Genomic DNA, 25930 nt, shown 5'->3' on the forward strand with positions numbered 1-25930 from the left:
AATGATAAATTCAGCAGTTTTATACCTGCCAATTGGCAGAAAAACATTTGATATGGAAGTGGCCGAACGGTATCGTGATCAAAGCCTGAAATGGTTGGAAGAAAGCTGCCAAACTGTTCTTGCACCAAAACAGATCATTTCATCAATTGAAGAACTCGAGGATTTTTTAGCGCCCATTAAAACTATTGAAATTGATACCATTTTATATCAAAGTGTTACATTTGCTGATGGGGAATTTATGGTGAAGGCATTAGAGTATTTTAAAGAACCAGTCATTGTATGGTCCGTTCGGGAACCAAGTATTGGCGGTCGGCTGCGTCTAAATTCTTTAACTGGTGGGAATAGCACCAGTAATGTGCTAAGAAACCAGCAACATCCTTTTTCCTTCGTATTCGGAAATCCAGATGAAGAAGAACTTCAACAAAGGTTACGTCGCCAATTTGATGTGATGCGTGTACTGAAGAAGATGCGAAATCTAAAAATTGGTGTGGTTGGGGACTATCCACCGGGATTCTTTTTCTCGGATGCCAACGCGGAAGAACTTCAAAGGGCACTTGGCGTTACCCTTCATAAGATTGACCTTCAGGAAGCTTTCAAGAAATGCGTGGAGCTTCCAGAGGAAGAGTGGGTTAGGGAAATTGACCGGGCAGCAAAGCAAGTGATTGGTTTAAAGCGCGATGATGAAACCGTAAAAAAATTCGCTCAGTTCTCCACCTACATTAAAAAACATATCAAAAAGGAAGAGCTGAAATCTTTAGCGATGCGCTGCTGGCCGGACTTTTTCAATGAATTAGGCGCAGCACCATGTTCGACATTGTCGCAATTCACAGAGGATGGCATGGTTACTTCATGTGAATCCGATATTCATGGATCCATTTCGATGTTTGTGTTACGCGAACTTACAGGTGGGAATGCTCCTTACCTAGGGGATTTAGTTCATGTGAATGAAGAAAAAAACTCGGTGGTATTTTGGCACTGTGGGGCTGGGGCTTATTCCCTTGCACATCCTTCAACTGGAGCAACAGCAGGTGTACATCCAAATCGAAAGATAGGCTTGGCAATGGACTTTGGCTTAAAACCAGGAGAAGTGACTATATTTAGAGTCAGTCATTATCCAGACGGATACCGGCTTCTAGTCATGAAAGGGTCGGCTCTTGATGTTGAGCAGCCATTCAGCGGAACATCGGTAGAAGTTGAATTAGCGACCGAAGTTACATCAACCGTATATGAGCTTATGCATGAAGGCTTTGAGCCGCATTATGCATTGGTCTACGGTGATGTAACGAAGCAGCTAATCGAACTCGGCCGGATTCTTGCGCTAGAGACAAAAGTCTTTTTATAACTAATGGTTTTCCCCGTAGAAATAAATTGGTAAATGAAAACATTCCCAATATTAAGGAGTGGATAATAGATGTCGGTTGTAACTTTATCCAATCAATATGGACTTTATATAAATGGACAGTTTGAAAAGACAGAAAAGACTGCGGCGGTTTTAAATAAATACAGCCAAGAGGTGGCAGCGCACATCTCCATTGCCAAAAAAGAGCATGTTGATACGGCAGTGAGAGGGGCAAAGGCCGCGCTTAAACAGCCGTTTCCACCTTACGAGCGTTATAAAGTGTTAATGAAAGCATCACAGCTGTTATTGGAGCGTAAGGAAGAATTTGCGAACATTCTTGCGATAGAAGTGGGTAAACCCATTCGGGAGTCCCGTGGTGAGGTTGAACGTGCAGTTCAAACTTTACAAATATCAGCAGAAGAAGCGAAACGAATTCAAGGGGAAGGCATTCCGGTCGAAGCTGCTCCAGGTTCTGAAAATCGGATCGCCTTCACGGTCCGTGTACCTGTAGGAGTCGTGGCTGCTATCACTCCGTTTAATGTACCTATTAATCTTGTTTGTCACAAAATAGGCCCTGCCATTGCAGCAGGAAACAGTGTGGTATTAAAACCAGCAGAAGTAACATCCATTTGTGCGTTATTGTTAGCTGAAATAATGGAGGAAGCAGGGCTTCCAAGCGGACGACTGCAAGTATTAACGGGTTCGGGTTCAAAGATTGGAGAGTGGCTGCTTGAAAATAAAGACATTAATATGTTTACCTTTACAGGAAGTCCACGTGTGGGAGAAATCCTTCGCACAAAGGCAGGGCTAAGGAAAGTGGCTTTAGAACTAGGTAATAACTCTGCAACGATTGTTCATAAGGATGCTGACTTAGAGCTGGCAGCATCAATGATTGTTCAAAAAGGTTTTAGCAATGCTGGTCAGGTTTGTATCTCTGTTCAGAGGGTATATGTTCACCAGGATATTTATGAACCATTCTTAGCGCTATTAAAGGATCAAACAAGTTCCTTTGTCCTCGGAGATCCAATGGATGAAAAAACGGATGTTGGCCCAATGATAAGCTTACTAGAGGCTGAGAGGGTAGAAGCCTGGGTAAACGAAGCTGTCGATCAAGGAGCCGTTATTGAGATGGGTGGAAAGCGCAATGGGGCACTCTATTATCCTACAATTCTTACTAATGTAAATGATGATATGAAGGTTTGCCGGCAAGAAATATTTGGACCGGTTGTTTCTGTTGCCACCTATAAAGAGGTTGATGAGGTCATTGAAAAAGTAAATGATTCTGAATACGGGTTGCAAGCTGGTTTATTCACGAATGACCTTCAATTTGCGATGAAAGCTGCTCTAGAAATAGAAGTGGGGGGACTCATTGTCAATGATGCCTCTGCCTATCGTGTGGATCATATGCCATATGGAGGGGTAAAGAATAGTGGCAATGGGAAGGAAGGTCCAAAATACGCCATCGAAGAAATGACGGAGGAACGTATTATTGTATTTAACCTGTAAATTCTTGAGGGGATTAATATGCCATTCACTAATCTAAGCAGAAAAGAAATAATAAAAAACCTCGTAACTGGGGAATACGATGTCCTTATAATTGGTGGCGGGATTACAGGGGCAGGAATTGCTCTTGATGCCACAACAAGAGGTATGAAAACAGCACTAGTTGAAATGCAGGATTTTGCGGCTGGTACATCCAGCCGTTCTACCAAGCTTGTTCACGGAGGATTGAGATATTTAAAGCAGTTAGAAGTGAAAATGGTAGCAGAGGTAGGAAAAGAACGGGCAATTGTTTATGAAAATGGTCCTCATGTAACGAAATCGGAATGGATGCTTCTACCAATCCACCAAGGTGGTACTTTTGGTAAATGGAGTACTTCCATTGGTCTGCGGGTCTATGATTTTCTCGCTGGGGTTAAGAAGAGAGAAAGAAGACGTATGCTGAGTAAACGTGAAACTCTTGACCTTGAACCTCTTATAAAAAAGGAAGGCTTAAAGGGAGGAGGCTGCTATGTAGAGTACAGAACGGATGATGCTAGACTTACCATAGAAGTTATGAAAAAAGCCGTTGAAAATGGGGTAAATGCTATAAATTATGCTAAGGCTGAAGGATTCCATTATGAAAATGGTCAAGTAAGTGGAATCGTTTTTACAGACCTGTTGGGTAATGAGACCTTCAACATAAGGGCAAAAAAGGTTGTTAACGCAACAGGTCCTTGGGTAGATGATTTCCGTGAGAAGGATAACTCAAATAAAGGTAAAAAGCTTAGGCTTTCAAAAGGAGTACACCTTGTAATTGATCAATCAAGATTCCCGCTTAAGCAGGCGGTATATTTTGATACACAGGATCAAAGGATGGTATTTGCCATTCCACGTAATGGGAAAACTTATGTTGGTACAACAGATACTTTTTATAACGGTGATAAAGCACACCCTAAGATGACAGAAAGTGATAGAAACTATATTATCAATGCTATTAATTATATGTTTCCCACGGTACAGATTAATCCAGATGACATTGAATCTAGTTGGGCGGGTGTAAGGCCATTAATATTTGAAGAAGGAAAGAATCCGTCTGAGATATCACGTAAAGATGAAATATGGGTTTCTGGGTCCGGTTTAATTACAATTGCCGGAGGAAAATTGACTGGATATAGAAAAATGGCAGAAACAGTAGTCGATTTACTTTCCGAAAAATTTACTGAGGAAACCGGCAGAAAGTTTACGGAATCTCACACTAGAAATACTCCAATATCTGGAGGTGAATTTGGTGGTTCTCAGAAATTTAGCAGTTTTATTAAAGAGCAGGTAAAAAAAGGGGAAAAAGCTGGGCTTTCAGAAGAAGAAGCAAGGGAACTGGCACTATGCTATGGAACGAATGTGTCTGTTTTATATGACATCGTCCAAAACAAGGAACTGTTTTTTTATAATAATAAGCTACCTACAGTCTTATTAGCAAAACTTGAATATGCAATTCAATATGAAATGGTAGCTACACCGCTGGATTTCTTTTTGAGGCGGACTGGAGATTTATTGTTTAATATTAAAGATGTTAATAAAAACAAAGATGCCGTAATTGAGTATATGGCTAAGCAAATGGGTTGGACTGATGAACAAAAGAAAATTTATTTTCGTGAACTAGATTATGAGTTGTATCATGCAAGAGTTCCAGTTGATTAAGCTGTGATTTTATAAGAAAGACTTGTAAAAATCCACTTTTGCTTTAGGAAAGGTGGATTTTTTATGTCTATTAATTGGAAAATTACAAGAAAGTGTGAAATTCGTAGTAGCAATTCTCCCATTTTTTCACCAGCCTATGAATGCTATTTGAAGAAGTAACTACCACAAAAACATTGGTTTTTTTATGCAATAAACTTAGAAAATAAAGAGAACGCAACAATACCTTTTTCCTTATCCTTATGAATCGTTTTTTTATTTAGGCTAAACAATATTTCGTATGACTCAGAAACCTTAGAATTCGAAATTTAAAAGTATCATAAGATTGAAAAAACGGGATTTTCAAGGGTAAATTGATCTACGTTAATTAGTAGAGGTTTCAGAATATATGAGGGAAAATTTACCTTTCCTTTATTGGTAATCCGACACGATTCCTATTGTTTTTACTTTTTTTGATTTTTGAAGAAAAAGTAGTTGACGCTTAAAATAAATTTATGATATTATAGAAAATTTGATAAAAAATATTATATGTGTTAGGCTTAAGAAGGTTACCAAATATGGAGGTGGATTATTTGTTTCAAATTGGCGATAACATTGTTTATCCAATGCACGGAGCAGGTATAATTAAAGCCATAGAAGAAAAGGAAATCTCAGGGGTAAAACAACAGTATTTTGTTATAAAAATGTTAATCAGTAATATGCAAGTTATGATTCCTACGGGTAAAATATTGAGTTCAAGTATACGTCCAGTTACTGACATAATTGCATTAAAACACATCATACACATTTTTCAGCATGGAGAATCAGATCGATTGCTGCCGTGGAAACAAAGGTATAAAGTGAACGCCGACAAAGTAAAAACGGGTAAAATACAAGAAGGTGCTGAAGTTGTACGTGATTTAATGCGTATGAAGAAAGAAAAAGCACTTAATTCAAGCGAAAAAACAATGTTGGATAACGCACATGGATTTTTGATGAGTGAACTGGGATTAATAAAAGGGATCACTGAAAATCAAATAAAAAGTTTCTGTTAAGGTTAATTATAGATAGTGAAGAACATCTTCCAAAAATATCCTGAAGTTTTTGGGAATATGATTATTAGTAAAAGTAAATCACTTCAAAGACACTCAGCTTCTTCAACTCACTTTTAGAGCATTAACCTCTTTTGTTAAATCTACAATCTAATCCATTTTTATTATTTAAATTTCTTTTACGAACGTTTGAAGTTTCATCAAATAACTCGAACAAAATATTCACTAGATTTTTGCAATCCTGATTCAAACCGGCACGGAAAATGAGCTGTAAGGATGATACAAAAAATGGTTTCCAGACTAGGAAACCATTTTTTGTATCATTTAATAACATTCTATTATAGTTGAGCCTTATGAAAAATTAGAAGTTATTGGGTTTATGTCGTGGCTTAATTTTTAAAGACTGGAGGTCTAAGAGTAAAATGAATCTAAAAACAGCGATTGTAACAGGTGCAAATAGAGGGATTGGTCTGGAAATCACTAGGCAGCTCGGGAAGATTGGAGTAAAAGTTATTATGACCGCAAGAAACGAAGAAAAAGGGAAAGCGGCATACAGCCAATTAAAAAAGAAGGGGCTAGATGTACATTTTCATGATCTAGACGTGACAAATGAAGAAAGTATTCAAAAACTTGCTCTTGATGTAAAAGAACAGTTTGGATCGCTTGATATTTTAATTAATAATGCGGGAATCTATATTGATGATAAAAATAGTATCCTTGACATTGATTTAGACACTGTGCGAAAAACGATGGAAACAAATGTTTATGGGCCGCTTAGATTATCTCAGGTTTTGGTTCCATTACTCGAAGTAAGCGGGGAAGGCAGGATCGTGAACGTATCAAGTGGAATGGGAGCCATAGAGGATTTGGAAGGATGGTATCCTTCTTACTCCCTCTCCAAAACAGCTTTGAATGTTTTAACAATTCAATTAGCAGATGTTTTACGAGATAAAGGTGTTTTGGTCAATTCCATGTGTCCAGGCTGGGTTCGCACGGACATGGGCGGATCAAGTGCCCCGCGTTCAGTAGCAGAGGGGGCTGATACTGCGGTGTGGCTGGCGACTGGAAATGTTGGACGAACGGGACGGTTTTTTAGGGATCGAAAGGAAATTTCCTGGTAGAAGGGACTTGTTTTACTATTAGGCAACTGGTTTAAGAGTTAACTGATCATTTTGTCTCAAAACTAGTGAATGGCACAAACTATATCATATAATCATAAAAAAATCATATGACAAAAACTAAAATCTTCCATTTGATGGGCATAAAATTAGTTAATCTTGTGCGAACAAAGTCTTCCTTGACACCTTTCTTTTTCAGAAAAAAAAGGGGCACTTCTTACAAAAGAAGCCCCTTATTAACATGTATTGTCTTACATTCCACCAGAAACACTAAGAGTTTCACCAGTAACAGATGCAGCACCCTCAGACGCTAGATAAATAGCCGCTGCAGCGATCTCAGATGGCTCGACAAAACGTTTTAAAGCCTGTTTGTTTAAAAGATGTTTGTATAATGCTTCTTCTTCGGAAATTCCATCCTCCTGCGCCAAGCCAGCCAACTGGTTCATAACTAATTCCGTTTTTACTGCTCCAGGCATTATCGCATTAACGGTAATTCCTTCATTAGCCGTTTCAATCGCAACCGTTCTAGTTAAGCCAACGACACCATGCTTCGCAGAAACATACGCAGCTTTAAATGGAGAAGCCATCTTGCCGTGAACAGAAGAAATATTGATAATTCTTCCATATTGCTGCTTTTTCATTAGTGGTACAACATGTTTCGTCAACAGGAATGGTCCTGTTAACATAACACCTAGTAATAGATTCCATTTTTCTGATGGGAAATCTTCTACTTTATCGATATGCTGCAATCCAGCGTTATTAACCAATACATGGACAGTACCCCTATATGCTACTACTTGATTAATAAATCCTTTTACAGATTCCTCGTCCGCTACATTTACTTGATAACCTTTAGCTAGGCTTCCAAGTGCGGCTGCACTTTTTTCAGCATTTTCTAGATTTAAATCCCCAATCGCAACAAAGTCACCGTTTTTAACAAACGCTTCGGCAATGGCATAGCCAATTCCTCTAGCAGCCCCCGTAACAATGATCGTTCTATTAGTGTGTTCTCCCATTGATGTTCTCCCCTTTGTTTAAATGGATAACCCTTACAACCTTTTTTCGATAAGGTTTGTTAGAAACCGTTTTTATTATAAAACAGTTGGATATATTGGTAAAATACATATATCGAATAGTATTTATGAAAAATAATTATAAAAGGAGGTTTTTCTGTTGGAAAGCCGACAGCTTGGATACTTTTTAGAGGTCGCTAAACAGCTTAGTTTTTCGAAGGCGGCAGAGCAGCTTAATGTAACGCAGCCTACCTTAAGCAAAATGGTTAAAAACTTAGAGGAAGAATTGGAGGTCCTTTTATTTGACCGGACCACAAAACATATGAAACTAACGGATGCAGGGGAGATAGTCTTTGAAGAAGCACAGGAAATAATGAGGTTGATGAATAATTTGTCAGACAAGCTTTCTGATAAGATGAAAATTAAAAAAGGTCATATAAAAATTGGACTCCCTCCCGTAATAGGTTCTCTCTTTTTTCCTAAGTTGATCAGGGAATTTCGCCAGTACTATCCGAATATCCATATAAGTTTGGAGGAGGAGGGGGCCAAGAAAGTAGAAAAAATGATAGAAGAAGGAGCCGTAGACTTCGGCGTTGCAGTACTGCCTGTCAATAAGGAACTCTTCGATTCATACCCATTTGTAAAAAGCGAGTTAAAGCTGATCGTCGATGACGGGCATCCCTTGGCAGAAGTTGATACAATCCCTCTTAAAAGATTACAAAATGAATCATTTCTTTTCATGCGGGAAGGCTTTGCTTTGCACGACCGTATTCGTGAGCATTGTATTCAGGCAGGATTTAATCCTCACGTCATTTATGAAAGCTCCCAGTGGGACTTTATTACTGAAATGGTTGCGAACGGCAATGGTGTGGCCATTTTGCCAGAGCCCCTCTGCCGCAAACTCGATCCATCCTATATTAAAACGATTTCGATCATTGAGCCCAAAATATTATGGGACCTCGCAATCATTTGGAGGAAAAATAAGTATCTTTCATATGCAACGAGGGAATTGCTGCAATTTATCACGTCAAACTTTCCTAACGGATAATACATATTCATTCTATGAATAAATCGTATTCATTATATGTATTGTACCTATATATAAATTAGCATTAAACTTTTGGAGTACAAAGGAAAGGATGAATCGTATGTTAATTAAGGATGTAAAAAAACAAATGACAACACCACTTGGTGCACCAGCATATCCAAAAGGACCATATTTCTTCCATAACAGGGAATACTTGAATATTGTATATCGTACAGATATAGATTCTTTAAGAAAAATCGTTCCTGAGCCACTGGAGATTGAGGAACCTCTCGTTAAATTTGAAGTAATGTATATGCCTGATGTTACTGGTCTTGGCGCCTACACAGAGTGCGGTCAGGTAATTCCTGTTAGCTTCAATGGTGAAAAAGGGGAATATCTCCATGCCATGTATGTGGACAATCACCCCGCTATTGCTGTTGGCCGGGAAGCGAGTGCCTATCCGAAAAAACTAGGTGCTCCAAAGCTGTTTATCGACTCAGATACACTAGTTGGCACACTAGATTATGGTAGCCTTCGTGTAGCAAACGCCACCATGGGTTATAAACATGAGCCGCTAGATATAAAGATTGCGAGAGAAGAGCTTACTCGTCCGACATTTATGCTCAAAATCGTGCCTGATTTTAATGGCAAACAAAAGGTTTGTGAAATTGTGAGAACTGAAATTTCGGATCTAACCATCCACGGAGCTTGGACAGGACCTGCCCGTCTGCAATTATTTGAACATGTCCTTGCACCAATGGCAGACCTTCCGGTTCGTGAAATCGTCCATGCCTCTCACATTCTTACTGATCTTATACTTGCAGCACCAAGTGTCGTTTATGATTATTTAGCAGAAGAAAAAGCAGCTGCTGGTGTTAATAGATAAAATTCAAAAACTGTAGGACCTATTCCAAATGCGGATAGGTCTATTTTTATATCCTTTATAATCCATTCTGAATCTATACAATGATAGGATTATACGTACTTGGGGGTGGAATTAGAGTTAATAAATGCTCGGCAAGCGTTTCATAGCATTGTGAAGGCGTTGATAACAGGTGAGGATCGGAATATGGCTAAGTAGAGCCGGGTATTCGTGTATTTCTCTTTTATATGGGTATAACAATATGGAATTAGTTAATTATACTCTATCAGAAATTTTTAGGGAGGTAAAAAGATGCAATGGAAAGGAAGACGGCAAAGCTCAAACGTTGAAGATCGTAGAGGTATGGGCATGGGAGGAAAGACAGTAATTGGAGGCGGAATCGGTAGTATCATTATCGTTCTCCTCTTTACGCTCCTCGGCGGTAACCCCGGAGATTTAATAAATAATAGTACATCGAATTTTGGTTCAGATACAAGCGCTCCTTATCAAGAAACAACTCAGGAGAAAGAATTGGCGGACTTTGTTTCTGTTGTCCTTGCTGATACAGAGGATGTATGGGCAGAAAAATTCAAGGAACAAGGTCTAACATACGAAAATCCAAAGCTCGTTTTGTACAGGGACAGTGTTCAGTCGGCCTGTGGAACTGCTAGTTCTGCTGTTGGGCCGTTTTATTGTCCTGGTGACCACAAGCTTTACATTGACCTAAGTTTTTATGAGGAGCTGAAACAAAGATTCCAAGCACCTGGTGACTTCGCTATGGCATATGTTATCGCACATGAGGTAGGCCACCATGTCCAGACACTTTTGAATATGGGAGACAACGCTTCAGCAAGCCAAAAACGTTCCAATGAATACTCCGTCCGATTTGAATTGCAGGCTGACTACTTGGCGGGTGTTTGGGCACACGACGCCCAAGGGAAAGGATACCTTGAAAAAGGGGACCTTGAAGAAGCATTGAATGCAGCAAATGCTGTGGGTGATGATAATATTCAGAAAAAAGCACAGGGCTATGTGGTTCCTGAAAGCTTTACACATGGAACGTCTGAACAAAGAAAGCGATGGTTTAATAAAGGATTTGAAAATGGCACCATTGAGGGTGGAGATACCTTTAAACAGGCAAATCTTTAATGGTGAATAAACAGTACTTAAGAAGTTGCCAAAACAATACGGCAGCTTCTTTTTTCATGTGTCTGGCATTTCATCGGCAATATTTACATAGATATTTATCAGAAAATTCGAATGTCAGGACATCTCTTTTAATAAAGTAAAAGTAAACGGGCGTAAAAAGGCTTTTTAGCGAAAAACATCCGGCAAGTTTCATATCGATGTAAGTAAAGGACTATTTGCTTTATTAAGAGGGAGGGGTTAAATGCTGCATATTGTAGCCTGTATCAAGCAAGTGCCAGACACTAAAATCATTAAGATGAATCCAAAAACAAATACGATGGACCGTAGAACAGCACCTGCGATATTGAATCCGTATGATGCCCATGCTGTGGAAGAGGCGGTTCGTTTAAAGCAAAGATATGGAGGAATCGTATCTGTTGTTACGATGGGGCCGCCTCCAGCGGTTACCGCGATTAAGAAGTGTATTGAAATCGGCGCCGATGAGGGTTATCTGATCACCGACCGCCGGTTTGCGGGAGCCGATACATTGGCAACGAGCTATGCCGTTACAAAGGCGATTGAAAAAATAGCAAAACAAAAGCCCGTAGATTTAATCATTTGCGGAAAAATGTCCATCGATGGAGATACCGGTCAAGTCGGTCCCGGAATAGCAAGAAGGCTCGATATTCCACCGCTGACGTCTGTGAACAAAGTCGTGGAAATCAATCAAGAAGAGGGATATGCGATTGTCCATCGCAAGCTGGAGGACGGGTATGAAGTCGTCCGGTCGTCATTGCCGTGTTTGTTTTCTGTTGAAAAAACAATCAATGAAGTGCCGTACTCTCCGTTTCCGAACATGATAAAAGCTGCCAGGTATAAACCTCATATTTGGTCTGTGGATGATCTTGAAGGGGTAGATATTAAGCAGCTTGGTTTGAAGGGATCCCCAACGATTGTCTCAAAAGTATGGGCTCCGCAAAAACCGGCAGGAGGAACGTTTCTTGAAGGCAACCCAATGGCACAAGTAGAGCAATTGCTCTCTGTCCTTCTTGAAAAGAAAGAACTGTTTGAAACAAAGGGGGGCATGTAATTGGATTTTAAAGATTACAAAGGTGTTTGGGTATTTATTGAACAAAAGGATGACGTGGTTGCTTCTGTTTCCCTTGAACTTTTGGGGGCAGGAAGAAAGTTGGCAGACAAACGGGGAGTGGAATTAGCTGGTATTTTAATCGGGGAGAATGTTAAGCATTTAACAAAAACCGTATTTGAATATGGAGCAGATACAGTTTATGTCTATGACCAACCCATCTTTAAACATTATCGGACTGAGACCTATATGAAGGCGCTTCTGGAATGTAGTGATAAATACAAACCAGAAATTATCCTCTACGGGGCGACTTCAACTGGAAAAGACTTGGCAAGCGCGGTAGCTACTGATCTTCCTACAGGTTTGACTGCGGATACGACGGAGTTGGATGTCGAAGAGGAAACGGGGTTACTATTAGCGAGCAGGCCAGCGTTTGGCGGAAATATTATGGCGACTATTTTATGTAAAAAATATCGGCCGCAAATGGCGACTGTACGTGGCAAAGTCATGAAGGCGCTGGACCCTGAGCCAGGGAGAACAGGCAAGATCGTGGAAGAAACCATTTCTCTACAAGAGGAAGATGTCCGGACAAAAGTTTTGGAAATTGTAAAAGCAACGGTAAAAAAAGTACGAATCGACGAAGCCGATATTGTTGTTGCAGGCGGTAAAGGTTTAGGGAGCTACGATGGATTTCAGTTAATACACCAGTTGGCTGAAACGCTTGGAGGAGCGGTTGGAGCCAGCAGGGATGTGGTGGAAGCGGGTTGGATTGCTCACCCTCACCAAGTAGGGCAGACCGGTGTGACGGTTACGCCAAAGATCTATTTTGCGATTGGCATTTCTGGTGCCATTCAACATATTGTGGGAATGAAGAATTCCGGCTTGATTATTGCTATTAATAAGGACAAAGAAGCCCCTATTTTTCAAAACTGTCATTATGGAATTGTTGGCGATGCCTTTGAGATTGTCCCAATTCTTATCGAACAGTTTAAGAATGCTCTTTCTAAAGATAAGGTAATGAAATAATGTAAGAGTTCGATGCAGGTATATATATTATTTAGGATGTTTACTAAAACATTGTTGTTATGGTATAAATGCGGAGGCTTATTCATTTAGAATCAGAGATACACTGCAAAAAACTTGCTAATTGGATTGCCCCTTAGAAGGGTAACAAATAAGTGGAGTTTTTCCGCTTATTTGCAAAATCGAGCTCATTTCGGAGTAGATAAGCGGAGTATTTCCGCTTATTCAAAGAAAAGTGCCTCATTTTTGCGTTTTAAAATCAAATAAGCGGAATATCTCCCTCTATTTGAGCTAATTTACGTCCAGTTTTCCAAATAGGCGGAATTCCTCCGCCTATTTATTAGAACGAACCTTAAAAAAGGTAGCCAAAAGCAACAATGACTTAGAAAAGAGCCATTATTTAAGAGCTGCTCCTACTGCTGGGCGGCTTTTTTGTGTGTTCAGAAAAAATGGATAATTTTATGAAACCATACATTCAACTTTCCCGTCTATTCATCTGGTGCTTTCGACTGTAAATTGCTATTTAGCAGTTTGATAATTCTAGTTGGAAAACATTTCTAGGTCTCAGGTCTTAGGTAATTTTACAACAGCCGCCCGAGGCTGGAAGCTGGGTAGAAAACCTATAATGAAAAAGGAGATCAAACAATAAGCGGTGGGAAAACGATTAACGGAGGGGAAAGAAGTTATGCAGTCGTGGATTAAATTTTCTTTAAAAAATGCAGGGGTTATTTTTATCGCCATGTTAATGGTGATTGCAGGCGGTATATATTCCGTCAAAACGATGAAGATGGAGTCGATGCCGAATGTCGATATTCCGTATATCATCGTACAGGTTCCATATGTTGGAGCTACGCCGGAACAAGGGTTAGAGGATATAGGAAAGCCTATGGAATCAACCTTGTCGGGAATCAAGAAACTAGATAACCTCTATATTGAAGCACACAGCAATGTAGTAGTGGGAATTCTTGAGTTTGAAATGAGCAAGGACATGGATGAAGCCGAAAAGGATGTGACCACAGCAGTCGCATCAATCAAGCTGCCGGAAGGTGCCGAGAAACCACAAATTCTAAAGGATGGTCCTTCTGCTGCTCCAGTATTTGAGTTTGCTCTTTCTTCTGATACAGCCAATCAATCCGATTTGACACAATATATTAATGAACATATTAAGCCGGCACTAACAGGAATCGATGGTGCAGGTGCAATTGAGATTTCTGGTGAGACAGAAAAGCAAGTAGCAATCAAACTTGATCCGGAAAAGATGAAGAGTTACGGGATTACATATGAGACCGTCAAACAAACATTTTTAGCTCATCATTTTTCCTTTCCTGCTGGTCAAATGAATGTAGAGGATAAAACACTAAATGTTCAAGCTGATTTTAAGCTTGGTTCGGTAAAGGATGTAAAGGATATTCAAATTTTGGCTCAAGGGCCAACTGGTATCCAAAAGGTCAGTTTGTCAGAGATCGCCGACGTTTCCTATAGCAATAAAAAGGAAACTGTTTATACTCGCTTAAACGAAAAACCGGCTGTTTTAGTCGAAATGAAGGCGCAAGCAGGTTCCAATACGGTTGAGGTAGTGGGGCAGGCAAAGGAAAAGCTGGATGCGTTAGATCTTCCTGCTGGCTATAAATTAACGAAATTATACGATACCTCAAAGGAAGTTAAAACATCTGTAAACGGGATGCTGCGCGAGGTATTGCTAGGTACGTTGTTTGCGGTTATTGTGACGTTCTTGTTTTTACGAAATGTTAGAGCAACGATTGTAGCAGTCTTATCGATCCCGTTATCGATTTTGGCTTCAATGATCACAATGAAATACTTGGACTATAGCTTAAACATGATGACCTTGGCTGGAATCGCGGTTGCTGTTGGGCGGGTCATTGACGATTCAATTGTGGTCATTGAGAACGTATACCGTAGAACCTTAACAAGCACAAGACGTGATGAGCGAATGGTGTTAACGGCAGCTAAAGAGGTGGGAGGAGCAATCACTTCCTCGACACTTACAACCATTGCCGTATTCGGGCCACTTTCTTTTGTACCAGGGATTATTGGCCGCTTTTTTGCACCGTTTGGTATTACGGTCATCGTGGCGCTCGCGTTTTCCTTGATTGTTTCACTAACGGTTGTACCGTTGTTGGCAAAATTATTCTTACTGAAGATCAAGCATAAAGAAGTGAAAGAAAGTTGGTTTGAAAAAGCGTATAAGCATACTTTGACATGGGTCTTAAATAAACGGGCGGTAACGATTGTTATAGCAGTAGTGATGTTTGCCGGATCGCTCGCACTCGTTCCTATGATCCCGAAGAACTTTTTACCGCAAGAAAAAGCAGTTTCCTACCGGTTAACTGGGGATTTACCAGCTGGAACCTCGCTGGTAAAAGCGAACGAACTTGCTATCAAAGTAGAAGAAGTCCTAGTTCAGGAAAAGCAAATTAAAAATGTACAGACAATTGTGAATGGGGAACATATTCGTTTTTCCATAGATTTAAAGGATAACATCACGAAGGAACAGACCAGTGAATTTGAAAAGAGGGTCAGAACAGAAGTAGAGAAACTGGATGATCAAATGAAAGTGGCACTCGCTCCTGTGGGGATAGTTGGAACAAGCGGTTTAGCATTAATGGTCGAGGGTTCAAATCCCAAAGATTTAGAAACTGCTGGCAAAATGATTGTAGATAAAATTAAAGATATTGATGGGTTGGAAAATGTCGAATCGAACCTCTCTGGCGTGAAGGAACAGCTTCAATTGAAAATCGATGACCAAAAAGCTGCCGAAAAAGGGTTAAGCCCAATTATGGTGGCAGGCTTCATTAGACAGTTGATTTCGGGCGATCATGTAGGCGATATACAAGTGGATGGAAAAACAACCAGTGTGAATTTGTTATTGGCGGGAGATTCGGCTAATTCTATTCATGATATCATGAGTCAAACAATTACGAATCCTATTGGTGTTCCAGTTACTCTATCAGATGTGGCAATACTTACGAAGCAGCCAAGTCCTTCCGCATTGTACCGATTAAATCAGCAACAATATGTGCAGGTTTCTGGCCGAATCACAACGGATAATTCTTCTGGTGTGCAAGCAGAGGTCGATAAGCGTCTTAAATCGTTAGACTTACCAGATGGAATTACCTATCATTCAGAAGGCCAAGCGCAAGCAATGAATGAAGGGTTTACGAATATGACGATTGCGATGGCGATAGCAGTTGTGCTGGTATTTATCGTCATGCTTGTCGCGTTTGGAAATATGTTAATGCCAGTGTCGATCTTGTCTTCCCTGCCATTCTTGTTCTCTGGTGGATTGTTGGGCTTATATCTGACGAATCAAGCACTCGGCATGCCAGCATTAGTTGGATTCCTCATGTTAATCGGTATTGTGGTTACCAATGCGATTGTGTTAATGGAACGGGTGAAGCAGAATGAGAAGAAGGGCATGGAAATCAAAGCAGCTTTGCTTGAAGCTGGTAAGACACGTCTACGCCCGATCTTGATGACCGCTCTAGCTACAATTGGTGCGCTTTTACCTTTAGCTTTGTCCAGTGAAGGTGGATTAATCTCAAGGTCCTTGGCGATTGTCGTTATTTCCGGGCTGCTGACTTCAACTTTGTTAACCTTGGTGATTGTACCAACAACGTATCATATATTAAGGTCGATTAAGTCGAGGTTTAGTAGAAAGAATGAAGTAACAGTGACTAGCGCTGCAAGAAGTGTTTCCAAGATGACGGGTCTCTTGAAATGATGAATATAAGTAGAGGGAGAAGTGTATTTAAGCACTTCTCTTTTTTTTAGAAAGGGTCTGTTATTATTCATTGTTGATTTTCGTGTAGGTATGAGAATTCATAGGCGGAGAATTTCCGGCTATTGGATATAGAGGAAGCTTAAGAAGCTGAAATAAGCGGAGAGATTCCGATTAACTCCTCTAAATAAGACGAAATCCAACAGTTTGGATAATATAAGCGGAAAAACTTCCTTTATTTATAAGGAAATATGGGTATTTTCCAATTTAAACGGAATTTTTCCGTTTGTTTAAAGAAGGTGTTTTTTGTTTCTATAATATACTATTAATTATTATACTAAGGGTAAGTTTAAAACAAAAAGGGTGTAATTGTATGCTTAAAGAAGTATGTGTTGAGAATTTTACATGGGTTCCTATGGCGATTGCGCGTGGGGGAAATCGCATTGAGCTTTGTGACAACTTATCTGTAGGGGGCACCACAGTAAGTCACGGGGTAGCTGAAAAAACCATTACATATTGTCACCTTCACAATACGAAAGTAATGACCTTAATTAGGCCCAGAGGTGGAAACTTTATCTATTCTAAAGAAGAAATCGAGATTATGCAAAATGATATTGACCATTTCAAACAGTTAGGAACAGACGGGGTGGTCATTGGTTGTTTGAATCGTTCTGGCTGGCTAGATGAAGAGCCCATGCTCCATTTGCTGGAATCAGCGAAAGGGCTTGATGTCACTTTTCATATGGCATTTGATCATATTAAACCTGAAAATCAATTTGAGGCTATTGATTGGCTTGTGGAACAAGGGGTGAGTCGGATTTTAACTCATGGAGGGTCAAGTTCTAGTCCAATTGAAGATAATCTAAGTCGGTTGAAGGAATATGTAGATTATGCGAAAGACAAAATCACCATTATGCCCGGTGGTGGAATTACAGACAGAAACCTAAATTTTATCACTAGTAAGCTTAAAATAAGTGAAGTACATGGGACAAAAATAGTGGGGCAGCTTGATTTGTTCTAACACGAAATTTGGTAACGAATGATTAGAAGCCCTATTTGGCATGAATTCGAGACTTACTCGAATTCATGCCTTTTACTAATGATTTCTACACTACTTATTCAAACCTCGATATTTCGCCGTGGTTAATTCCTGAATATATTCTGCAAGATCAGGCATTGCCGCTTCTCTTGCTAATTGGATTGATAATTCTATATCATATGGAACACGAACAAGCTGTATCGAAAACACTCCTTTTTCAGTTTGGTTATATTCTCCCTCAAGAATGGCATAGGAGGCTTGAGTGAGATCAAGAGGATTACCAACGCTTCCGACATTGCATAAAGTTTTACCTTTTATATTTTGCTGATAAGCATTATGTATATCTCCATAACAAACGACATCCGGCTCCATTTTTCCCTCTATATTTTCTGTGCATGCAGTGTTTTCGAACATACTTAAGCGTCGTTCGAGTGAATCCCATGGCTGTATTCTTTCATACACACTTCTTGGTGAAGCATGAAACATTCTGACTAGTTTTCCACTCATCATAAACTCGACGGAAAAGGGGAGGTCTTTTAAATAATCCATTTGGTTTTTTGTTAATTGGTTTTGATGCCACTTAATTGTGTCCGCTTCTTGGGGTTTAGGAAAAAAATCATCCCAATTTCCTCTAATCACACGTTCACAATGCTTTTCAATTATTTGTATTGCCATACTAGATTGTGGGCCTTTGCCTACTAAATCACCTAGGCAAATAATTCTCTTAATGTTTCTAGAATCTATATCACTTAGCACAGATTCTAGTGCAGGGATATTTCCATGAATGTCTGAAATGACAGCGATTTTTTCCATATTTACTAAACTCCTAACGGATGGTCTGTAAAATAATTCTCGATTTGTCTCCTCATATCCTCTTTATTCTCGCGGAATTGTCTGTGCCGATGGCCGTTACTCCCCGAAGGATGAGGGAACCCCTTCAAAATATGTTTTTCCTTATAAAAATAGGTAAGCACTTTACTTACATTCACACCAAGAGGAATAATGAGCGGATTTTCAATTTTTGAGTTATCTTTCATAAAGTAATTTTTTACATAGGCCAATAACATTTCGGTTTTTAAAATATTGGGCCGTGAACCGTTAAAATTTTGATGTTCGTAAAATACAGCGTATGGAAGGATAGAGGTAGTGTAAACAAGGTGGCTTGCTTCACCAAAAAGTTGACTTGAAGATGAAATATCTAGATGTCCCGGTAATTCAAGTGCATCAAGCATCGAAATAAGATTGGTTCTCATTGATCCCTCAAAGCTGGCACTTTTTTTTACCTGATGAAGTATTTCCTCGTCACTTAAATGTCTATTCTCAATAACAGTTGTATAAGCTTTTTTCATCTGATTGAGTCCAGGTGTGATGCCTGCTATAACCACCTTTGCGTGCTCATTTATATAATCAAAAGGAGTGTAATAGACTTCTAATTTTTTCTGTACATCCTTTTCTAATAAAAATGTTGAATTTAGCAGGTCATGATCGGATAACGGCAATTGTAGAGAAAATATTTTCTCTTTATATAAATGAAATTTTGCTCCCGTCACAATTCCCATTGAATCTTCCCCCCATTCCTTTAAGGCAAATGACCTTATTGTAATATTCCCAAGTTGCCTATTAAATAAAAGAAACACGGGTAAACTTGCTGGTAAAGGTAATTCACCTTGCCCCACTTGTCATATTCTAGCCCTCTAAAGTTTTCTCGTACTTTCTTCCTATTTTGATAATAAGTAGGTTTATTAGACAAAAACCTGGGTATTCCTCCTATTGTAATCGGGTTGTTTTTTTTATAAAAAAACAAAAACATCTATGGAGGCATCGTCTAATGACAAAAAAAATTAGTAGTTTTTTATTTGTAGTAATCCTCATTTTATCAACGATCCTATCAGGCTGTTCAAGTAAGACAGAAGCGGCTGACACAAAGGGGAAGGTAGTGGTTAACTTTTGGACCTTTTGGGGCTCAGAAACAAGAAGACCGATCATTGAAAAAATCGTCAATGATTTTAATCAATCGCAAGATCGAATTATTGTAAAACATACATTTATCCCATGGGGAGATATTTGGACTAAAAATCTTGCCGCAGTAGCAGCAGGAAACCCTGCAGATGTGGTCATCAATGATATAAACAGTGTGGCACAGCGCGCAGAAAACAATCAAGCAGAAGATTTATCTCAGTACATAAAAGATGATACCTTCAAAAAACAATTTTACCCAAATTTATGGAACACCGTTTTATATAAAGGGAAGCCATACGCTGTTCCGTTCACCACGGATACTAGATTGCTTTTCTATAATAAGGATGCTTTCAAAGAGGCTGGATTAGATCCAAATAAACCTCCTCAAACGTGGAAAGAGCTAGAGGAATATGCCCAACAGCTGGATAAAAAGCAAGATGGTCAATTCACTAGAATTGGATTTTATCCTTTGTTTGGCGGCTTCGGTGCACCAAGTTGGCTGAAAAATGCGGATAACGGAAATGGCTACATTGAAGATGGTAAGTTAAAAATTAATACCCCTAATAAGGTAAAGGCATTACAATGGCTGGCAGATTGGCAAAAGAAGTACGGCGATAAAACAATCCAAAATTACCAGGCCGAATTTAGTAATGGACAAGCCAATCCGTTTATCGCAGGAAAGGTTGCAATGTTTACGGATGTAGCAACATTCTTTACCCAAATCCGTGACTCAGGTACGAAGATGGATTTTGGTGTAGCTCCAATCCCATCTTTAGATAAGGAGAGTAAGCATTGGAGTGATGGAGGTGGATTTGTGGCGGAAGTTCCTAAAGGTGCCAAGCATCCGAAAGAAGCGATGGAATTTATTAAGTACTTGACAGGTGAAAAAGCGCAAAAATATTGGGCTGAAAAGAATTATGATAACGTTGCTAATATCAAGGGAGCAGAAGGTGCGTTGAAGGGGTTAACGGGTGATTCCAAAATTGTCTATCGAGAGGCAGTGAACGCTTTACCATACACAACGATGTCACCGGTTCCCACACATTATCCAGACTATCAAAACCGAATCAATCCTTTAGTGGAGTCTGCAACTCATGGCAAACGTTCGCCTTCGGAAGCTTTAGAAAAGGCGGAAAAAGATGTGGAAAAAATGAAGAAATAATAGGTGAGAAGAGAAGCCATCGTGCTTCTCTTCCGATTATAAGAGAGGAAGGATAAAGCAATAATGAAGCAAATCGATACCACATTACCAAAAATCCAATTTACCGAAAAGGCTTCCAAAGCGGCAATTCTCCCAACTGCATCCCGATCAAAGTGGAAAAGAAACATTACGGGATATGTATTTATTTTTCCATGGCTTGTTGGCTTTGTCGGTTTAACAGCAGGTCCCTTGTTATTTGCTCTATATGCCAGCTTTACAGATTATAATATTACCTCCAAGATGAATTTTATCGGTCTGGATAATTACAAGAGGATGTTCACCTTAGATGATATGTTTTGGACTTCTCTGTGGAATACGGTCTATTATGTTATTTTTTCTGTTCCTTTAACTACAGCAGGGGCGATTTTTGCAGCAGTTTTAATGAATCAAAAAATTAAAGGAATAAAAGTTTTTCGGACCATTTTTTATCTTCCGGCTATACTATCGGGTGTAGCGGTCTACTTTTTATGGATGCAGCTGTTAAGCCCTTCAACGGGATTAGTTAACCAATTCTTACATATGTTTGGAATCAATGGACCTAACTGGCTTTTCGATCCAAAATGGACAAAACCCGCACTAATTTTAATGAAAATGTGGAGTGTAGGCGGCGGGATGTTATTATATCTTGGCAGAATGCAGGGGATCTCACCCTCCTTGTATGAATCTTCTGAATTAGACGGGGCCAACAGTTTCCAAAAGTTTTTTCATATTACCCTTCCGTTAATAACGCCCATAATATTCTTTGATGTGATTACCAGTACGATTGGATCCTTTCAAATTTTCCAGGAAGCTTATGTGATGACCCAAAATGGCACGGGCGGTCCGGCCAATTCTATGCTCTTCTATAATCTTCACATGTGGAACAATGCGTTTAAGTCATTTGATATGGGATATGCATCTGCCATGGCTTGGTTCCTATTTATCATCATTATGGTATTAACCGTACTGAATTTAAAAGCAGGAAAGAAGTGGGTTTACTATGAGGGGGGAGATGGAAAATGAGTGATTCAAGAGAATTAGAAATTTATCGTAAGAAGGAATGGAACAGCAAGAATTTGGTTGTATTCCTTATTCTACTAGTAGGGAGCTTGGTGTTATTGACACCACTTTGGTGGATGATTTCCACTTCCTTAAAATCAACACAGGAGATTTTGCAGTTTCCACCGTCTTTTTTCCCGAAGCAATTCCATTTTTCCAATTATATAGAGGCGTGGAAGACGGGAGATTTTACAAGATGGAGTACGAACACCTTACTAATTGCCGTTGCCAGCACGGTAGGGAACGTTTTAATCAACTCTTTTGTTGCTTACGGGTTTGCAAAGGTTCATTTTAAAGGAAGGAACGCGCTTTTTGTTCTTGTTCTTTCGACCATGATCATACCTGGATTTGTGACCTTAATCCCACAATACATACTATTTTCAAAATTAGGATGGGTCAATACGTATCTACCGTTAATTGTACCTGCTTTTTTAGGTAGTGCTTTTAATATTTTTCTGATTCGGCAATTTATGATGACGGTACCGAATGAACTCATTGAAGCAGCATTTATGGACGGTGCAAGCCATTTCCGCATTTGGTGGTCGATCGTTATGCCGCTCGTTAAGCCAGCGTTACTAACAGTTGGGATTTTTTCTTTTACAGGAGCATGGAATGACCTTTTAACACCATTATTGTATCTTAGCGATGAAAAGCTTTATACCCTACAGCTGGGACTTCAAACGTTTAAAGGTAGTGTTCAGACCCAATGGAATTATTTAATGGCTATGTCTGTTATGGTTCTGATTCCTATTATTCTTATTTTCTTTCTGTTCCAGAGCTACTTTATCAAAGGGTCTAATTTATCTGCCGGGTTGAAGGAGTAAATCTTGGTAAATGCACTTCTTTGAAAACAATGTAATAAACTTTAAAACCACCAAAAAATAGAATAAGGTGGTTTTAATATTTGTAAAAGAGGATTAAAAAAATGATAAACTTATGTCATAATAGATATTTATTATATTTTTAAATAGAGTAAGAAAGGTAATTTAGGAGGAAGAAAAATTGACTGGTACTACAGCAAAAGAAATGCTAGTTGAAATAGATAATTTAGATGAAAAAGGCTCTGGTCAAGCGGTTCAATGGCTTGAAAATGAGCTTGGAAATAAACGCAAGTTAAAGCTTACTATTCCGCATTCTCTTCCAGGTGAGAAGGTTCGTGTCATAGTTGACCAACCAGACCGAAGACGAAGAAAAGCAATGCCGGAAGAAATCCTTGAGGCGAATCCAGAAAGAACAACCGCGCCATGTCCGCATTTTGAAAGATGTGGTGGATGCGTATGGCAACATTGGGATTATAGCGGGCAGCTAAAGCAAAAGACGCTACATGTAAAACAGGCAATTGAAGCTCAAGGCTTTAATCCGGACCTCGTTCAAGACACGATGGGTATGGACGACCCTTGGCAGTATCGAAATAAAATGGAATTTACGTTTGCTCCTGATGGGTCACTTGGGCTGCATGAACAAGGGAACTTCCGAAAAATCATTTCACTTGAATCATGTTTGATTGCTGGTAAGGAAATGGTTGAAGCTGCGATGGAAGTAGCCGCATGGGTGAGAGACCACCAATTAACAGGATATAACAAAGACCTACATGAAGGATTGCTACGTCATTTAATGGTGAGACAGTCCTTTGCTACAGGTGAAATTATGCTGGCTTTATTTGCAACAGAAGGACCTGTTGCCCATTTAGAGGATGCAGCAGCTGATTTAGCAAAGAGAATCGGACAAAAATTTCCTCAGGTAAAAAGCTTGTTATGGCTTGAAAATACAGACTGGGCCGACCGCACGCAATCCGAAAAAAGTCATGTATTAGCCGGACGTGATTTTATATACGATGAAATGGATGGTTATCGGTTCCGTCTATGGTTTGATACATTCTTCCAAACGAATCCAACCCAAGCACAAAAACTGGTTGACTTAGCAATCGAAATGGGTGAACCAAAGAAAACGGAAAAGATGATTGATTTATTCTGTGGGGTAGGTACGTTCTCTCTTCCTTTTGCCAGCAAAGTAGAAAAACTAGCAGGAATTGAGATTGTGGAGAGTTCAATTGAATCGGCCAAACGAAATGCTCTCGATAATGGCCTTACAAACACATACTTTTTAGCCAAAGATGCGAGAAATGGGATAGATGAAGTACTGGAGAGCTTTGGTCATCCAGAGTTATTAGTGCTAGACCCGCCCCGTTCTGGTGCAGGCGGTAAAGTAATGAGAAAAATTGGACGATCCAAACCAGAAAGAATCGTTTATATATCTTGTAATCCGGATACGTTTGCTACAGATATTAAAGAGCTTGAGCATTTCGGATATGAATTAAAGATTGTACAGCCGGTGGATTTATTCCCGCATACTGTACATGTAGAGTGTGTCGCACAACTCATATTGAAAGAAGGCAACTGACCGCTTGGTCGTTGCCTTTTTTGTAAAGTAGTTCATTATGAATTTGTTGTTGCTGGTGTAGCGAATTCCGCTGCTTTCTTCAAATCTTTATCAGAGATTTTTATATCTGCCTTTTTAAACTCTTCTTTTAATACTTTGAGAATCATATCCTGCGTTACCTTCGAGTCTTTCACTTGATCTGTGAGAGTTACTTTCATCTTATCGAATGGTTGTTTTTCTTTTATTCCTGTCACTTGAATGATGTGATAGCCAAATTGCGTTTTGACCGGAGCACTAATTTCGTTTTGTTTTAAGGCAAATGCAGCTTTTTCAAAATCAGGGTCCATCACGCCTGAGCCGAACCATCCGAGATCTCCGCCTTTTGTAGCACTCGCAGTATCCTTGGAAGATTGTTTCGCTAAATCTTCAAACTTCTTGCCTTTTTTAAGTTTAGCTTCAATATCATTTGCTGTTTTTTCATCTTCAACTAAAATATGACGTGCTTGAATATCTGGCTTATAGGCAGCATAGGCATCTTGCAACTCTTTATCCGTCACTTTAACCGTTTTATGCACCGCTTTTTTCTCTAGCAGATTTAGTTTTACACTTTTTCGGAAATCATCCTCAGTTTTATAGCCATATTGCTGTATGGTTGGGAGAAATTGATCACCAAGCTGCTCTTTAGATTTTTTTACTTCTGCATCGATATCTGATTTAGAAACGCTATACTCCTTTGAAAGGACTTTTTCTACAAGAAGTTGTTGAAGCGTTTGGGCTCCATACTTTGTTTTCATAGCCTGATATAGTTCATCTTGTGTGATGTTTCCTGCATCGGACTTCACTAAGGAACTACCACTACTACATGCAGATAATCCTAATGCACTGATAATAAGTCCTGAAAGAATCAATTTTTTCATTTTTACACTCCTAAAAATCATAATCTATTGAAGATAAAACCAATAATACATAATGATTATGACTAAACAATGAACAAGCTATGAATAAACACAAAACAAAACAGCTTCCAATTTTTCTCAAAGACAGTTGAGATGATCAAGACTATTAGGAAAAATTATTAAAATATAATGGAGGCATAAAATGGAAGAATTCTATAAAGAAATCGTTCCGGTATCTCAGGAATTTTTTGAACAGCCCACTCTTGAACTGGCAAAGTCTTTACTTGGATGCCTTCTTGTAAAAGAAACTAATGAGGGAATTGCAGCAGGATATATTGTAGAATCTGAGGCTTACATCGGTCCGAGTGATAGGGCCGCACACAGCTATCAAAACAGGAGGACAGCAAGAACAGAGGTCATGTTTCAACGTTCCGGCCTTGCCTACATTTATATGATGCATACACACTGCCTTTTCAATGTGACCAGCGGGGGTGAGGAAAAACCTGAAGCCGTTTTGATTCGCGCCGTGGAACCTTGGTACGGCATTGGGCTAATGAAAAGTAGGAGAGGAATGGAAGAACTGACGAGTTTAACCAACGGACCTGGCAAACTGACGAAATCATTGGGCATTACGAAAGAGGACTATGGCCGTCCCCTTACATCTCCTCCTTTATATATTGCCAAGGGTTTTTGTCCGGAAAGCATATCAGTTGGAAAAAGGATTGGAATTGATAACGCTGGTGAAGCACGTGACTTTCCATGGCGCTTTTGGGTTACTAATAATAAATATGTTTCAAGGCATCAAAAGTCAGAATATGTACTTCTAAAACAACAAGGAGCGATTGCACATAAATACCTAATACATGCCCAAAAT

The 25930-nt window shown here is 39.4% G+C and carries 20 protein-coding genes and 1 pseudogene; 17 read left to right on the forward strand and 4 right to left on the reverse strand.

Annotated elements, in window-relative coordinates:
- The first annotated feature begins 1 nt into the window (after position 1).
- The 5 genes from sftI (at position 2) to AC3A54_RS17680 (ending at position 6668) form a co-directional block, all read left to right on the forward strand.
- Complete coding sequence (gene sftI / locus AC3A54_RS17660) at positions 2–1342, forward strand: sulfoquinovose isomerase (protein ID WP_487655483.1); 1341 nt, start codon at positions 2–4, stop codon at positions 1340–1342.
- Between the two features lie 69 nt (positions 1343–1411).
- Positions 1412–2845 (forward strand): aldehyde dehydrogenase family protein, encoded by a 1434-nt coding sequence (locus tag AC3A54_RS17665; RefSeq protein ID WP_487655484.1) that lies wholly within the window; start codon positions 1412–1414, stop codon positions 2843–2845.
- A gap of 18 nt (positions 2846–2863) precedes the next feature.
- Complete coding sequence (locus tag AC3A54_RS17670; protein ID WP_487655485.1) at positions 2864–4519, forward strand: glycerol-3-phosphate dehydrogenase/oxidase; 1656 nt, start codon at positions 2864–2866, stop codon at positions 4517–4519.
- Positions 4520–5073: 554 nt separating this feature from the next.
- A complete protein-coding gene (locus tag AC3A54_RS17675) occupies positions 5074–5550 on the forward strand; it encodes a CarD family transcriptional regulator (protein ID WP_487655486.1) in 477 nt (158 codons plus the stop codon).
- Between the two features lie 419 nt (positions 5551–5969).
- Positions 5970–6668: an SDR family oxidoreductase gene (locus AC3A54_RS17680; RefSeq protein ID WP_487655487.1), complete on the forward strand. Its 699-nt coding sequence runs from the start codon at positions 5970–5972 to the stop codon at positions 6666–6668.
- A gap of 248 nt (positions 6669–6916) precedes the next feature.
- Here the strand turns inward: AC3A54_RS17680 and AC3A54_RS17685 are convergent, their stop codons facing one another.
- Entirely contained in the window at positions 6917–7681 is a 765-nt protein-coding gene (locus tag AC3A54_RS17685) for a 3-hydroxybutyrate dehydrogenase (RefSeq protein WP_487655488.1), read from the reverse strand.
- Positions 7682–7838: 157 nt separating this feature from the next.
- On the opposite strand from AC3A54_RS17685, the gene AC3A54_RS17690 reads away from it, so the two are divergent.
- From AC3A54_RS17690 to AC3A54_RS17720, 7 genes are all read left to right on the forward strand, one after another.
- Positions 7839–8726: a LysR family transcriptional regulator gene (locus tag AC3A54_RS17690; protein ID WP_487655489.1), complete on the forward strand. Its 888-nt coding sequence runs from the start codon at positions 7839–7841 to the stop codon at positions 8724–8726.
- A gap of 100 nt (positions 8727–8826) precedes the next feature.
- Positions 8827–9591, forward strand: a complete 765-nt coding sequence (locus AC3A54_RS17695) for an acetoacetate decarboxylase (protein WP_487655490.1) — start codon at positions 8827–8829, stop codon at positions 9589–9591.
- 288 nt (positions 9592–9879) lie between these two features.
- Positions 9880–10716 (forward strand): KPN_02809 family neutral zinc metallopeptidase, encoded by an 837-nt coding sequence (gene ypfJ, locus AC3A54_RS17700; RefSeq protein ID WP_487655491.1) that lies wholly within the window; start codon positions 9880–9882, stop codon positions 10714–10716.
- Positions 10717–10957: 241 nt separating this feature from the next.
- Positions 10958–11785 carry an electron transfer flavoprotein subunit beta/FixA family protein gene (locus tag AC3A54_RS17705; protein WP_487655492.1) on the forward strand — a complete coding sequence of 276 codons (828 nt, stop codon included), beginning with the start codon at positions 10958–10960 and terminating at the stop codon, positions 11783–11785.
- Positions 11786–12808, forward strand: a complete 1023-nt coding sequence (locus tag AC3A54_RS17710) for an electron transfer flavoprotein subunit alpha/FixB family protein (RefSeq protein WP_487655493.1) — start codon at positions 11786–11788, stop codon at positions 12806–12808.
- Positions 12809–13490: 682 nt separating this feature from the next.
- Entirely contained in the window at positions 13491–16547 is a 3057-nt protein-coding gene (locus tag AC3A54_RS17715; RefSeq protein WP_487655494.1) for an efflux RND transporter permease subunit, read from the forward strand.
- 370 nt (positions 16548–16917) lie between these two features.
- Positions 16918–17565, forward strand: coding sequence for a copper homeostasis protein CutC (locus AC3A54_RS17720; RefSeq protein WP_487655495.1), 648 nt, complete (start codon positions 16918–16920; stop codon positions 17563–17565).
- A 90-nt stretch (positions 17566–17655) separates the two neighbouring features.
- On the opposite strand, the gene AC3A54_RS17725 is transcribed toward AC3A54_RS17720, so the two are convergent.
- Both AC3A54_RS17725 and AC3A54_RS17730 read right to left on the reverse strand, forming a co-directional pair.
- Entirely contained in the window at positions 17656–18396 is a 741-nt protein-coding gene (locus tag AC3A54_RS17725) for a metallophosphoesterase family protein (RefSeq protein ID WP_487655496.1), read from the reverse strand.
- A gap of 5 nt (positions 18397–18401) precedes the next feature.
- Positions 18402–19142 carry a hypothetical protein gene (locus AC3A54_RS17730; protein WP_487655497.1) on the reverse strand — a complete coding sequence of 247 codons (741 nt, stop codon included), beginning with the start codon at positions 19140–19142 and terminating at the stop codon, positions 18402–18404.
- A gap of 269 nt (positions 19143–19411) precedes the next feature.
- On the opposite strand from AC3A54_RS17730, the gene AC3A54_RS17735 reads away from it, so the two are divergent.
- From AC3A54_RS17735 to rlmD, 4 genes are all read left to right on the forward strand, one after another.
- The gene (locus AC3A54_RS17735; RefSeq protein WP_487655498.1) at positions 19412–20704 is read left to right on the forward strand and encodes an ABC transporter substrate-binding protein; all 1293 of its coding nucleotides are present in this window, start codon (positions 19412–19414) and stop codon (positions 20702–20704) included.
- Positions 20705–20767: 63 nt separating this feature from the next.
- The gene (locus AC3A54_RS17740; RefSeq protein WP_487655499.1) at positions 20768–21745 is read left to right on the forward strand and encodes a carbohydrate ABC transporter permease; all 978 of its coding nucleotides are present in this window, start codon (positions 20768–20770) and stop codon (positions 21743–21745) included.
- Entirely contained in the window at positions 21742–22605 is an 864-nt protein-coding gene (locus tag AC3A54_RS17745) for a carbohydrate ABC transporter permease (protein ID WP_487655500.1), read from the forward strand. The genes AC3A54_RS17740 and AC3A54_RS17745 overlap by 4 nt, the downstream gene beginning before the upstream one ends.
- 202 nt (positions 22606–22807) lie before the next feature.
- Positions 22808–24181 carry a 23S rRNA (uracil(1939)-C(5))-methyltransferase RlmD gene (gene rlmD / locus AC3A54_RS17750; RefSeq protein WP_487655592.1) on the forward strand — a complete coding sequence of 458 codons (1374 nt, stop codon included), beginning with the start codon at positions 22808–22810 and terminating at the stop codon, positions 24179–24181.
- Positions 24182–24216: 35 nt separating this feature from the next.
- Here the strand turns inward: rlmD and AC3A54_RS17755 are convergent, their stop codons facing one another.
- Positions 24217–25077 carry a peptidylprolyl isomerase gene (locus tag AC3A54_RS17755; RefSeq protein WP_487655501.1) on the reverse strand — a complete coding sequence of 287 codons (861 nt, stop codon included), beginning with the start codon at positions 25075–25077 and terminating at the stop codon, positions 24217–24219.
- A 181-nt stretch (positions 25078–25258) separates the two neighbouring features.
- Here AC3A54_RS17755 and AC3A54_RS17760 point away from each other — a divergent pair.
- A pseudogene (locus AC3A54_RS17760) lies at positions 25259–25855 on the forward strand (DNA-3-methyladenine glycosylase); the annotation flags it as partial.
- Between the last annotated feature and the right edge of the window lie 75 nt (positions 25856–25930).

The sequence above is a fragment of the Neobacillus sp. Soil_C_43 genome (assembly GCF_057656715.1).

Excerpts from the sequence above, each read along its gene's own strand:
- AC3A54_RS17695 (WP_487655490.1), top strand. The coding sequence starts at position 8,827 with ATGTTAATTAAGGATGTAAAAAAACAAATGACAACACCACTTGGTGCA.
- AC3A54_RS17720 (WP_487655495.1), top strand. The coding sequence starts at position 16,918 with ATGCTTAAAGAAGTATGTGTTGAGAATTTTACATGGGTTCCTATGGCG.
- AC3A54_RS17735 (WP_487655498.1), top strand. The coding sequence starts at position 19,412 with ATGACAAAAAAAATTAGTAGTTTTTTATTTGTAGTAATCCTCATTTTA.
- AC3A54_RS17680 (WP_487655487.1), top strand. The coding sequence starts at position 5,970 with ATGAATCTAAAAACAGCGATTGTAACAGGTGCAAATAGAGGGATTGGT.
- AC3A54_RS17685 (WP_487655488.1), bottom strand. The coding sequence starts at position 7,681 with ATGGGAGAACACACTAATAGAACGATCATTGTTACGGGGGCTGCTAGA.
- sftI (WP_487655483.1), top strand. The coding sequence starts at position 2 with ATGATAAATTCAGCAGTTTTATACCTGCCAATTGGCAGAAAAACATTT.
- AC3A54_RS17755 (WP_487655501.1), bottom strand. The coding sequence starts at position 25,077 with ATGAAAAAATTGATTCTTTCAGGACTTATTATCAGTGCATTAGGATTA.
- rlmD (WP_487655592.1), top strand. The coding sequence starts at position 22,808 with ATGCTAGTTGAAATAGATAATTTAGATGAAAAAGGCTCTGGTCAAGCG.
- AC3A54_RS17670 (WP_487655485.1), top strand. The coding sequence starts at position 2,864 with ATGCCATTCACTAATCTAAGCAGAAAAGAAATAATAAAAAACCTCGTA.
- AC3A54_RS17665 (WP_487655484.1), top strand. The coding sequence starts at position 1,412 with ATGTCGGTTGTAACTTTATCCAATCAATATGGACTTTATATAAATGGA.
- AC3A54_RS17725 (WP_487655496.1), bottom strand. The coding sequence starts at position 18,396 with ATGGAAAAAATCGCTGTCATTTCAGACATTCATGGAAATATCCCTGCA.
- AC3A54_RS17745 (WP_487655500.1), top strand. The coding sequence starts at position 21,742 with ATGAGTGATTCAAGAGAATTAGAAATTTATCGTAAGAAGGAATGGAAC.
- AC3A54_RS17675 (WP_487655486.1), top strand. The coding sequence starts at position 5,074 with ATGGAGGTGGATTATTTGTTTCAAATTGGCGATAACATTGTTTATCCA.
- AC3A54_RS17705 (WP_487655492.1), top strand. The coding sequence starts at position 10,958 with ATGCTGCATATTGTAGCCTGTATCAAGCAAGTGCCAGACACTAAAATC.
- AC3A54_RS17730 (WP_487655497.1), bottom strand. The coding sequence starts at position 19,142 with ATGGGAATTGTGACGGGAGCAAAATTTCATTTATATAAAGAGAAAATA.
- AC3A54_RS17715 (WP_487655494.1), top strand. The coding sequence starts at position 13,491 with ATGCAGTCGTGGATTAAATTTTCTTTAAAAAATGCAGGGGTTATTTTT.
- ypfJ (WP_487655491.1), top strand. The coding sequence starts at position 9,880 with ATGCAATGGAAAGGAAGACGGCAAAGCTCAAACGTTGAAGATCGTAGA.
- AC3A54_RS17740 (WP_487655499.1), top strand. The coding sequence starts at position 20,768 with ATGAAGCAAATCGATACCACATTACCAAAAATCCAATTTACCGAAAAG.